General features: G+C 31.4%; 8 protein-coding genes. 5 read left to right on the top strand and 3 right to left on the bottom strand.

Annotation, left to right across the window (positions count from 1 at the left end):
* Positions 1 to 247: 247 nt before the first annotated feature.
* The 5 genes from AAFU52_RS12095 to AAFU52_RS12115 all read left to right on the top strand — a co-directional run bounded on the left by AAFU52_RS12095 (position 248) and on the right by AAFU52_RS12115 (position 5,862).
* Positions 248 to 994, top strand: coding sequence for a matrixin family metalloprotease (locus tag AAFU52_RS12095; protein ID WP_024772296.1), 747 nt, complete (start codon positions 248 to 250; stop codon positions 992 to 994).
* Positions 995 to 1,393: 399 nt separating this feature from the next.
* Positions 1,394 to 2,845, top strand: a complete 1,452-nt coding sequence (locus AAFU52_RS12100) for a hypothetical protein (protein ID WP_024772297.1) — start codon at positions 1,394 to 1,396, stop codon at positions 2,843 to 2,845.
* Between the two features lie 108 nt (positions 2,846 to 2,953).
* Entirely contained in the window at positions 2,954 to 3,955 is a 1,002-nt protein-coding gene (locus AAFU52_RS12105; protein WP_438426548.1) for a sensor histidine kinase, read from the top strand.
* A gap of 133 nt (positions 3,956 to 4,088) precedes the next feature.
* Complete coding sequence (locus AAFU52_RS12110; protein WP_438426549.1) at positions 4,089 to 5,123, top strand: histidine kinase; 1,035 nt, start codon at positions 4,089 to 4,091, stop codon at positions 5,121 to 5,123.
* A complete protein-coding gene (locus AAFU52_RS12115; RefSeq protein ID WP_024772300.1) occupies positions 5,104 to 5,862 on the top strand; it encodes a LytR/AlgR family response regulator transcription factor in 759 nt (252 codons plus the stop codon). Before AAFU52_RS12110 ends, AAFU52_RS12115 begins: the two co-directional genes overlap by 20 nt.
* A gap of 95 nt (positions 5,863 to 5,957) precedes the next feature.
* Here AAFU52_RS12115 and asnS read toward each other — a convergent pair whose 3' ends face one another.
* The 3 genes from asnS to AAFU52_RS12130 form a co-directional block, all read right to left on the bottom strand.
* Positions 5,958 to 7,400 (bottom strand): asparagine--tRNA ligase, encoded by a 1,443-nt coding sequence (gene asnS, locus AAFU52_RS12120; protein WP_438426550.1) that lies wholly within the window; start codon positions 7,398 to 7,400, stop codon positions 5,958 to 5,960.
* Between the two features lie 622 nt (positions 7,401 to 8,022).
* Positions 8,023 to 10,431 carry an efflux RND transporter permease subunit gene (locus AAFU52_RS12125; RefSeq protein ID WP_438426551.1) on the bottom strand — a complete coding sequence of 803 codons (2,409 nt, stop codon included), beginning with the start codon at positions 10,429 to 10,431 and terminating at the stop codon, positions 8,023 to 8,025.
* 84 nt (positions 10,432 to 10,515) lie between these two features.
* Positions 10,516 to 12,957 (bottom strand): DUF5686 family protein, encoded by a 2,442-nt coding sequence (locus AAFU52_RS12130; protein WP_438426552.1) that lies wholly within the window; start codon positions 12,955 to 12,957, stop codon positions 10,516 to 10,518.
* Between the last annotated feature and the right edge of the window lie 41 nt (positions 12,958 to 12,998).

Here is a 12,998-nt window from a genome sequence, read left to right on the forward strand (position 1 = left end):
TACGTAAACATATTACGTTTTTCCCGTATTCGGATATTAAGAATCTATACTACCTTTATAATGAATTGATTACGAAAAACTATGTCAGTTCTAGAGTAAAAATAAATTCGTCAAAATGTAAAATAATCTTCTATTGCCCCAGAAGAATGTTTAACACGGTTTAAAAGATTAAAGATCAAAGAAAAGATCCCTCTTTTAAAATGCCAATACTTCTATTACCCCGGAGGTATCCCAAATCTTAAAAACAATGACGAAAACTACTAAACCTACACTAGACAGTACTATATTTGATAGTATACTTCAGATCAAGAATTTTTTCAATAACTTCTTTCTTAAGACTTCGGTTAATGGAAATGGTGCTAAGGATACATTTAAAATAATATATCAACGATTCTTTTTTATGGTATCAATCCCACTCTTATTATCTTGTAGTGCTGGTGATGATCTTGATTCTGTAGCTATAGAACCAGAATTTGCAACCCCAGAGAAGATTATAAAAGTTAATATTATTTATGTAGAATCTTCAGAAACTTTAGATAAATCATCATATAGTCTTGACGAAACAGAGTTTATAAATTATTTGAATGGAGAATATTTTCACAGATTTGGAATAGGACTAGAGTTAGGTGAATCTAAAAGTTTAATTAATGAAGAACTTTATGACCTTAGAGATAATGAAGGTTCAGAACCTAGTACATTTTTGATGCAATCTCAAGAATCTTATGATAAAAGCAAAGTAAACATATATATAGTTAAAAGGTGTAATATCCTTGGTATTGCTGGAATTGGGAGAGATCAAAGAGTATTGATAACAGATGAAAACTTATTTACTTCAACTGCCCCACATGAAATTGGTCATGCTTTAGGTTTATTTCATAGTCACGAATCAGAAAATATTATGAATACTGTAAACAAGAATTCCAGACATAATTTTAATGAAGATCAAGAAAAGAAAATAAAGAATCGAATTGATCAAATTAACTTAAAAAATTAAGCTCAACTAATTCATAATTTGATTATGATGAAATATAAAATATGCTACCGATGTCAAATTATATATAGTAAAATATTTTCTTTATACCCTATACTACAGTAAATTCATATACTTAGACCATACATAAATAAACCTGTAATTTTTTTAGTAACTACTTCCCGACCGCATGCAGAAAGGATAATCATCCTTAAAAAATAACTACCATTTTTTAATAGTGGTAAAGTGCTGGTAATAAAATTGATTTAAGAAAAAACAGAATTTTAAAAACAGAAAAAAACTAATGTACAGTTCAATACATTAGCAGTACAGTTCAATTCATTTAGTTTTTTATATACGACATAGTGTTCCACCTTTGCATTAATAAAATCAATCAATCAATTAATCAAAAAACGAACAGTTATGAATCTAATATCAAGAATTATTGTCGCAAACCTGTTTAAGGTAATACTGTTAATTGCTTCTCTACTCTTTATATCAAATATTAATGCCCAATCTTATGCCGTAAATTATAATAAAGGTAAAACCACTATTAAGGTTCAAAATGGCATGTTTGATAATTTCTCGATTAATTATGAAGGAGAGATCACATTATCAAATGATGATAAAGATATAATTGCTATTTCTGATGGCGGTTATCTCGAAATAAAAAAATCTGCTTTTGGAAGTAAGCGCCGGATTGTAATCGAATCCGAAGGTAATGGAAAGCTTAACAAAAAGTATTTTGTTGGTTCTTCTAGAAAAGATTTCAACTCTGAAGGTAAGAAATGGCTTGGTGAGATTTTGCCAGAAATTGTAAAAACAACAACTTTAGGAGCAAAAGGTAGAATAGATCGACTTTATAATCAGGGCGGTGCCAATATGGTATTTAATGAAATTAGGTCTTTTGAAAGCGACCACGTAAAATCGGCCTATTTGAAATTAATATTAGAAAAAAATCTATCTCCTCAAGAGATGGAATCATTATTAAGATTAGCAGGAAAAGAAATAAAATCAGATCACTACCTAGCTGAGCTATTAAGATATAAACAACAAAACTTTTTTGCCTCTAATGCGCTGATATCTGCTTATATAGAAGCAACAAAAAGTATTGGGTCAGATCACTATGCTACTGTAGTATTAAATACTGCTATTGAAGATGGTAACCTCTCTGATGATCAAATAGGTAAACTATTTAAGATAACAACAGGAATTGATTCTGATCATTATATGTCTCAGGTGCTTATCAATGTAATGAAGAAACGAGAACTAAATGCTACAAACCTTAATCTTTTAATTGAAAACTCTAAGCAAATTGGGTCAGATCATTACAAAGCACAAGTATTAAATAGAGCACTAGAGCTTCCAGGTCTTTCTAAAGGTAATTACAATTCTTTTTTGTCCACATTAGAAGATATTCAATCGGATCATTATATTACTACAGTTCTTTCTAAACTATTGGATAAGAAATTAAATAGTAATGAATTAGGTGAATTACTTTCACTTGCAGGAAATTCTGTTGGATCTGATCATTATTTGGTAGAAGTCCTGACCAAGGTTGTAGATAGACAAGGTTTGGATGGTGAGAATATGGATATCTTTATTCGAGCATTATCAAGTGTTAGTTCTGATCATTATGCTTCTGTGGCTTTAATTAAATTAGCAAGAAAAAACCTTAGTAGCGGGCAACTTATAGATGTACTTCAAAATGCAACAGGTCAAATAAGTTCGGATCATTATTTATCAGAAACTCTAGTGGCTTTTGCTCCATCGGTTAATAAATCCGGAGATAATGTAAAAGAAGCGTACCGTAACGCTTGTAAAAATATTTCATCAGAAACATATTTCGGAAGAGCTCTTCGTGCATTAAAATAACAATACATATTTCATCCTGCCAATGGTCTTTTATATATCTGTATTATTGACTATTTTGGTAGGATGAAGTATAGTATAGATCATCATATATACCAACCATCATCAATCGTGAAAAAGTATTTCACTATCATTTTAGTAGGATTCATTCTAGGAATGCTTACGTATAGTTTTTTGGGGTTTACCCAAGAAGAAGATAATACGAGGCTATTATGGCTATCAGGACTTTTGGGGATTATTATAGCCTATATCAATACGGTCTTCAATGAAGTGTTTAACAAATTTATTTCCTGGAAAAAATACACAGGATTTCGCCTTTTAATAGGAGTGTTATCCAATACGATCATTTCCTTTCTATTCATAAGTGTTGTTTTATATGGGTATACTTTTATAAAAAATGCACAAATTTCTTTTATTGAAGATTATAGCGAAATATTATTAAAACTTGTCATTCTAATATTTTTTGCTTCTCTGGTCTATACGATCATCTATTTTGCAATACATTCTTATTATCAATATGCAAAAGGCCAAATAATAGCATTACAATTAGAACGAAAACAAACCGAATTACAATTAACAGCACTAAAATCGCAATTAAGCCCTCACTTTTTGTTTAATAGTGTAAACACAATATCTTCTTTGTTGTTTAGTGATGTAAAAAAAGCAGAATTATTTATTCGAGAACTTGCTAAATCCTATCAATATATTTTAAATAAATACGAAAGTAAATGGTTAACTGTCGAAGAAGAGTTACGATTTGTGAATTCTTACCACTTTTTATTGCGTACACGATTTAATGATCGTATTAATTTAGAAATTAGATTGCCAGATTGGGTATTAAAAAGCAAAATCCCACCATTAGCACTTCAAATGTTGATAGAGAATGCTGTAAAACATAATCAAATGACTTCTTCTGAAGTATTAAAAATAGTTATTACCTGTGATACTCATAATATTAGTGTGTCAAATAATAAGACAGTAAAACCTAAAGGAGTGGATTCTTTTAAAATAGGATTAGGTAATATTAAATTAAGGTATGATCTAATTTTTAATAAGGCTATCGAGGTAATAGATGATGAACAGTTTACCGTAAAACTTCCTATTGTTTTATGAAAAATATACCTGATAATGTTAGTGTCAACCCAAAGTGATTACGATACGATGCTATACTGATTTGTATTAATACAGATCTTAACTCTAAAACGATAAAAAATGGATGAAACAAATATTAATAAATTGAAAGCGTGTGAATAAGCTGTTTATACATCATCCAATATTTAGAATCATTGGCCCTCTATGTAGTGGTGCTCTAGTGTATCTGCTTATTTTATTGGTTAATAATAATGTAACCCAGTTACAAGAAGAATTTCTTGGACAGGAGTTATATGTGTGTATTGGATTAGCATATCTTATTCAGGAATATTCTAGAATTTCTTTGTTCTTTTTTGAAAGACTAAAATTTCCAAATTCATTGATGGGTAAGATTATGTTGCAGATTGTCATTTCGGTAATTACCTCTATACTTTTAGTTTCTGGATCGATGTTTCTATATTTTGATTTGGTATTAGGGTTTACACCAAACAGTTCAGAGCTTGTTATTTTCAATAGTATCTTTTCGGTTATTACAATAATATATCTTTCATTATATCTAAGTCATCAGTTTTTACATAAAATAAATACTGAAATAATGACAAAAGAACTATCCCTGAAAGAGGGGATAGAACAGGACTTTATTCAATTTAAAAAAGGAATAAACCCTACATTAATGTTTGAAACTTTAGAATCATTGATACTGGTAATGAAAAAGGATACTAATAAAGCAGAATTTTTAGTAGATCATTTTTCGGCGGTATACCGATATATCCTTTCTAAAACAACCAAAGAGTTAGTGCCTATTAATGATGAACTCGATGTCTTGGATCAATTATTACTTTTGTTTGAATACTTGCCGTACAGAAAAACGAAATTTATTAAAGAAGAATCGATACATACTTTGGTGGTTCCCGGGAGTCTTTTATCCTGTGCAGAACAGATTATAAGAAGTACAATTGTTTCGAGAGAAACAGAACTTGTTGTGACGATGACTCAGGATTCAAAATATGTTTTATTAAAATACCCGCATCAGGAAAAGATTAGTTATACTATGGACAGCAATAGTATCAAAGATATTCTGGATATGTATCGATTCTATACAGATATACCAATTACTGTTATCAAAGATGATATTTATATTATAATTTATATACCAAAACTTACTATTGATGAAAGTAGCGATAATTGAAGACGAACCTTTAGCGGCAGAAAAGTTAGAACGTTACTTGCTGAAGTATGATTCTGATATCCAGGTGATAGGTAAACTGGCCTCAATAGAAGAAGCTGTACTTTGGATAGATTCACATCAGGAAGAAGTAGATCTTTTTTTTATGGATGTTCAGCTTATAGATGGACTTAGCTTTGAGATTTTTAATAAAGTTAAAGTAAATAAACCTGTAATCTTTACTACAGCTTTTGATGAGTTTGCAATTGATGCTTTTAAGGTAAATAGTATAGACTATCTTCTAAAACCAGTATTGTTTACAGATCTTTCAAAAGCATTGAAAAAATTGGAAACTCTACGATCTCAGTTTTTGGGAGGGATTAGTGTTAGTCATGCGGTTAAGAGTATGACTAGTACTGTATATAAGAATAGATTTTTGGTCCGCCTGGGAAATCATATTCATTCTGTTAAGAGTGAGGATATTTCCTTTTTCTTTGCAGAAGGACGGGATGCATATCTTGTTGCAGAGAACCGAAAAAAATACATGATAGAATATAAATTAGAAACTCTTGAAGAATTACTAGAACCCAAAAGTTTTTTTAGAGTAAACCGAACTTTTATCGTCAATATCAATGCTATTGAAGATGTATTGGTCTATTCTAACAGACGTTTAAAGCTTACTTTAAGCCAAAACATAGATAAAGAGGTTATTGTAAGTCGGGAAAAAGTTACAGATTTTAAACAGTGGTTTGAAGGGAATTAAAACACATGATAATATAAAAATTCCTCAACAATGAATTATATTCATTGTTGAGGAATTAATCTGATATTTTTAATCTTTAATAAATAGCAGGAAGATTAAAACTCTGCATTAAGAGGAGTTCTTGGATAAGGGATTACATCACGAATATTACCCATTCCTGTTACAAAAAGAACAAGACGCTCAAACCCAAGTCCAAAACCACTATGTGTACACGTACCAAAACGACGAGTATCTAAGTACCACCATAATTCTTCTTCAGGAATATTAAGAGCAGCCATTTTTTCTTTAAGAACATCCAAACGCTCTTCACGTTGAGAACCACCTACAATTTCTCCAATACCAGGAAATAAGATATCCATAGCTCTTACCGTTTTTTCATCTTCATTAAGTCGCATATAGAACGATTTAATATCTGCAGGATAATCAAATAAAATCACAGGGCATTTAAAATGCTTTTCGACAAGAAATCTTTCGTGCTCACTTTGTAAATCAGCACCCCATCCATCAATAGGAAATTTAAATTTCTTCTTTTTATTGGGTTTAGAATTTTTAAGAATGTCAATGGCTTCGGTATAACTTACTCGTTTAAAATTGTTTTCTAATATAAACTTTAACTTATCTCGTAATAACATTTCGGCACGTTCTGCCTGAGGCTTTTGCTTATCTTCTTGTACCAGACGATTTTCTAAAAACTCAAGATCATCTTGGCAGTTATCCAAAACAAATTGGATTACGTATTTAATAAAATCTTCTGCCAAATCCATATTGCCATCCAGGTCACAGAAAGCAACTTCTGGTTCTACCATCCAGAATTCTGCAAGATGCCGGGATGTATTTGAGTTTTCAGCTCTAAAAGTAGGACCAAAAGTATACACCTGGCCTAATCCCATAGCATAAGTCTCAGCTTCTAATTGGCCAGAAACGGTTAGGTTTGTTTCACCACCAAAAAAATCTTCTTTATAATCAACCTCGCCATTCTCATTTTTCGGAATCTTATTAAGATCCATATTGGTTACCTTAAATGCTTCTCCAGCACCCTCGGCATCACTTTTTGTAATTACTGGTGTATGTACGTAGTAAAAATCATTCTTTTGAAAATATTCATGTATTGCAAAAGATAATTTTGAGCGCACTCTCATGATGGCTCCAAAGGTATTGGTACGAACTCTTAGGTGAGCTTGCTCACGTAATTTTTCTAGTGTATGTCGTTTTGGAGATAAGATAGTAAGTTTTAATTCTTCCGGATCAGCATCTCCTTCGATTTCTACATTAGATATCTGGATCTCTACACGCTGTCCTTTTCCTTGACTTTCTGTAAGAGTACCGGTTATCGCAATTGCTGCCCCAACATTTATCCTGCTTTGGACAGCAGCGTCGATTGTATTATCTTCTAAAACACACTGAATATTATTAATAGTTGATCCATCATTAACCGCTATAAAACGATCATTTCTAAAAGAACGAACCCAGCCTTTAACAAGTACGGGCTGTAATAGCTTATCACTTTGTAGTACCTCTATTATTTTAGTATGTTTCATCTGTTTTTTAAATATTATTTGTTTTTGATCTTATATCTACTAATAGAATTGGTAGGCGTAAAACCAAAGATGTTTGAATTTTGAGGTAGCAAAGATAATTTTTTAATCCGATTGAAGCATAATCTTATGAATCCAAAAAAGGTATAGTAATCAAAATATATTTTGATGTTCTTTTTTGGACCGGCAACCTGGTATAATCAAAATACCAAAATCTGACGTTTTTCGGAAATATTATTCTACGTAAAAACCGTAAATAGGTATGTTTTCGATTGAAAAACAGATGTTTTTTAGAGTTTTTTTGATAAAATACCATAAAAGAAGGAAGTTTTTATTAATATTTAACATACTGCAAATCAGTAATTTAAATACTGTTTTGTTAAATTTTACTTGTTTAAATAGTGTTAAAGTTTATGTTGTTTGTATAAAAAGGGGATTTTTCCCCCCTATTAGGTATTTCAAAATATAAAAAGGGGCAGTATCTTGCATATGCAATTATGACGATTGTGTTTACGTTAAGTTTAGTTCGATAGGTTTTGGGGTAATCTATCTTACAGAAGTCCCGCTAGTTTCTAGCGGGGCTTTTTTTATGAAGATATTACGTATTCTTTGTGCTTTATTTCCTTTATTCTTCCTCGTCTTGAGTTTCTTCAAGTTCTTCATCATTAGGAATGATTTTCAGGGTAGGCTCTTTAAGAGTTTTCTTATTTGCAATACTTCGTTCTAACGAAAGTAATAGAGAAGGAAGTAATAAAAGATTTGCTAGCATGGCAAATAATAAGGTTGTTGATACCAGACCTCCAAGTGCCTTGGTTCCTCCAAAGCTAGATATCATGAATACAGAAAAACCAAAAAATAAAACGGTTGAGGTATAAAACATACTCACACCTGTTTCTCGCAATGAAGCAAGAACAGATTTTCTAATTCTCCAATGATTTGATTTTAATTCTTGTCGGTATTTTGCAAGGAAATGTATGGTGTCATCTACAGAGATACCAAATGCAATGCTAAAAACTAATATTGTAGAAGGTTTTATTGGTACTCCAAGATATCCCATAAGACCCGCAGTCATAAGTAATGGTAATAAATTTGGAATCAGAGATATGACAATCATTTTCCAGGATCGAAACATCCAGGCCATAAAAAGGGCAATCAGGATTACTGCAAGCCCCAGAGAAAAAGATAAGTTCCATACCAGGTATTTGGTTCCTTTCTGAAAAATAAGCGCCTTACCGGTAAAAGAAACATCGTATCTGTCTTTAGGGAAAATTTTCTCTAACTGTGGTTTTAGAGTCGCTTCTATACGCTCCATTTCTTCTGTCCCTACATCTTTCATGAAGGTAGTGATTCTTGCATATTGGCCGGTAGAATCCACATAGCTATTCATTATTCCAACTTTAGACTCAAAACTTTTGGCGTATGGTAAAATAAAATTTCGTTCCTGGCTTGTCGGTATTTGATAATATTTTGGATTTCCATTATAGAAAGCTTGTTTAGAGTATTTAACAAGGTTAACAATAGAAATAGGTTTTGATAACTCAGGAGTTTCTTCGAGAAGTTCCTGAAGTTTTTCCATCCGTTTTAATGTAGATAATTTTAATACTCCTTGTTTTCTCTTAGTATCTACTAATATCTCTAAAGGCATAACACCATCAAATTCTTCTTCAAAAAATTCAATATCCTTATAAAATCCAGCAGATTTTGGCATATCTTCTAATAGACTTCCAGAAACTTTTATGGTGTAAATACCAATAATACTAACGATTAAAATAATGACAGAAGAAAAATAAATTGTTACCCTTCTGGTTTTTACCATTTTTTCCATCCAATCCATTAACTTCTCAATCCATCCTTTGCCCAGATGTTTTAAGTGTCTTTCTTTTGGTTGGGGCATATAGCTATAAATGATGGTGATGACCAGAAGACAAAGTATAAATAGAGCAATTATATTTAATGAGGCAACAATACCAAACTCTTTAAGTAATTTACTTTCGGTTAAGGCAAAGGTTGCAAATCCCGAAGCGGTAGTTACATTAGTCATTAATGTAGCATTACCTACTTTGGTAATTACCCGTTGAAGGGATTTTGCTTTATTTCCATGTTTTTTTATTTCTTGTTGGTATTTGTTGATTAAGAAAATACAATTAGGAATACCAATTACAATCACTAATGGAGGAATAATGGCCGTAAGTACAGTTATTTCATATTCTAAAAGCCCTAAAATTCCAAAAGCCCACATTACTCCAATAATTACAGCAGTCATGGATATAAAAGTGGCCCTTAAGGATCTAAAAAAGAAAAAGAAAATCAATGAAGTAACCAGTAAAGCTGCAAGAATGAAGATTTCTATTTCATCCATTATGTTTTGAGAATTCAAAGTTCTGATATATGGCATACCAGATACTTTTACATCCATGTTATACTCTTTCTCAAAAGCTAGAACAGAAGGGAGTAACACTTCTTCAATAAACTTTTTTCGCTTTTTGGTGTTTACAATATCCTTTTTTAGATATAGTGCACTTTGGATAGTTTTTGATTTCTTGCTGTATACAAGACCTTCATAAAATGGTAACTTATTAAATAACTCGTGTTCGTATTTAGATACCTGTTTTTCGGTATAGCTAGAATCTTTAATAAAAGGTACTAACTCAAATCGTGCAGGGTTATCTTCTTTTTTTAAAGTTTTAAGATCGGCAATAGAAACAACCAGATCAATTTCTTCATATTTTTTGAACGAATTATTAAAATCATTCCAAGCCTTCAGTTTTTTAGAAGTAAAAAGTGTACTGTCTTTGACAGCCATTACAATTAGATTGCCTTCTTCTCCAAATTTTTGAAGGAATTTTTGATATAATATATTTACCTCATGATCATCGGGGAGTAGATTCGCCTCTGAGTGAGAAAACTTCATGTTTTTCCACTGAAAACCTAAAAAAATTGTAATTCCTATTATTGCTAGAAATATTATCGCTCTATTACGAAGTATAATTCCAGCCAGTGCATTCCAAAACCCGAAACTGAATAATTTTGCCATCCTTTATTTTCCTGCTGCAAATGTAAGGATTGGGGAATTATTATTTATGTATTTCTGAAAAGAAAATGATTTATTGTATAATGACTATAGTTTTAGGTAAAAAGTAAACTTGCCCGAAATATTATCCTCAAAACGAGGAAGATGATAGGCTCCATAGCGATATGCAAAACTAAGCCCAAAGCCAGCAAATAATTTGTTGATTTCAAATCCGGATTCTTGATAGCCATGTTGCAAAGATGAAAAATTTACCCCTTGATGATTTTCAAGATTACTTACATCTCCGATTGCATAACGAGTTATAAAAACGAGTTCTGGTTTAAACCAATTCGTCACTTTTACGGGTTTAATTCTATGTTTAATTTGTAATGTTGTCAATCTATCATTAAAAAACTCACCAAAATACATGGTTTCAAAGGTTCTTCTGCCAGCTACAGAAAATCGTTGAAGTACTGTTTCTTTGGTTGGCGCATTGGGATAAGCATGGTACAAATGTGTAAGTGGGATATCTCCAGTGGCAATATCTGCTTCAAATAAAATACTCGTTTTAGATTGATTAATACGGCTAATAATATATTCTGCTTTTAGTCCTATTTTACTGTAAGAGAAATTACTATCAAATACGCCCTTAAAACCTTGCGTATATTGTGCTGTGATTTTTGGATATCCATCATGAATTTCTTTATACCTATTAGGTGTTTTTAGAAATTTACTAAATGGACTCCATCTCAATGCAATTGTAGCTTCTGCTGTTTTATATCCCGAAAATAGATTACCGTCATTTAGATATTGATACCCTCCTGTTTGATTTATATTGCTCATAGAAAATTGAGTTTCTGAAAGCAGTTTAGGAAATATCTGTTGCTGTAAACTAGCACTCCATGTTCTGTGTTTGTAATAGAAATCTATATTTACTAAACGTGGCTCGAATAAAGAATATACCCTTCTATCTGTAAGATAGAGAAAACTACCTACTTCTCTAATATCATCGGTATAATTAAAATTAAACCATGAGTTTGATTTTTTATTGACCAATAAACCTCCCCCTATACCATATTTAGATTTTGAATCTCTAAAACCATACACAAAATACCCTTCTAGTCTAAATTGATTAGAGAATTTTGTATTTGTTAAGCCACCAACTCCTAATCGTAATCCTTCATAATTATTATATTTTATAGGATAAGTGAGATCAAAATTGAAAAACCCTACAGGGTAATATCCAATATTAAAACTTTGGATAACATCAATTCTACGTTCAATGTTTTGTGCTTTTACAATACTATCTATAACATGAAACGAGTTTAGGTCTTTTTCTGTAATTGCACTGGTGCGATATTGATTCCAATATGACTCGGGTCTGTTATTGGCTTCGGGATCTATCCTTATCGCTGCTTGATTTTGTTTAATGTTTTGAGTGGTATCTAATTTGATATCAAATAAGTCTGTTGTAGAAACTAAAAAATCATTATTTCCAGAAAAACTTTTTTTATCATTCCCTAATCTTCCTACAGAGATTTGCCCTCCAAATAAACTCACTTTTTGTCTTCCATTTCCTGGTCTTATTGCGATGTCTTGTTTGGTTGGAAACCAGCTTTTTTGTTCAGAGAAGTATTTAAAACTATGAGTTGCCATCACATTAAGTTCACCTCGCAGCTCTATAATAGCTTTTTGAATTGCAAATGTTTTTGTGTCTATGTATAGTACGCCTTCTAAACTCGCATAATTTTTAGACTTACGAGGTTGAAAAAGAATAACAAAAGCTGGATTTTTGCCCTGTACAGTATCCAGGACTTTATAATAGTAATTTCTAAGAGCTCTGTTTGATAATGGTCCTATGTATTTGTTGTTGAAAATTGTATAATCTTCATTGTAAAGAGAGTTGGATTGTATTTTGATCCCTAACACATTATAGATAGGTTCTTTAAAACCACTCATTCGAGTCGCTAAAACTGTTTCTTTTTCGCCAGCATTTTTTCTAAATTGATGTAAACTTATCTTCTCTGAAAGGAAAGAATGAGCTTTGTTAAATAGATGCTCCATATCGACACTAGTAGTGTCTGGGGTATTCAATTGAGCCTGATTATCTTCTGTGATTTTTAATTTATTGTAACTTTTATAGCTAAAACTACGTAATAACTTCTTGGGGTTATTTTTGTTTTTCCTACGTATTGCCTCTACAATAAGTTGAGTTGCAATGTTCTCGGGAGTATCGAGCTTTACTGTCTCAAGATTTTCTTCTTTAGTAGTAAGTCGTATTTCTATTTTTTCTGAATTACTGGATGTAATTAAAACAGTCTTTGTTTGGTACCCTAGATAACTTATAGTAAGGCTAACAGGGTAAGTACTACATCGTATGACAAAATCACCCTTAACAGAAGTTAAAGCGTATGAAGAACTACTGGTTTTTATAGTGGCAAAAGGTAAGGGTTGATTAGAACTTTCATCAATGACAATACCGTTAATACTAACTTGAGAAATTAAGACAAAGTGTACAAAAAATAATAAACAAAAAAATTTGTTCTGCATTATACCAAATAGGTTCAAAAATGACGAAGATACAAAAAAAG

Origin of the sequence: Aquimarina macrocephali (genome assembly GCF_051627225.1) — a bacterium.
Taxonomy (GTDB): domain Bacteria; phylum Bacteroidota; class Bacteroidia; order Flavobacteriales; family Flavobacteriaceae; genus Aquimarina; species Aquimarina macrocephali.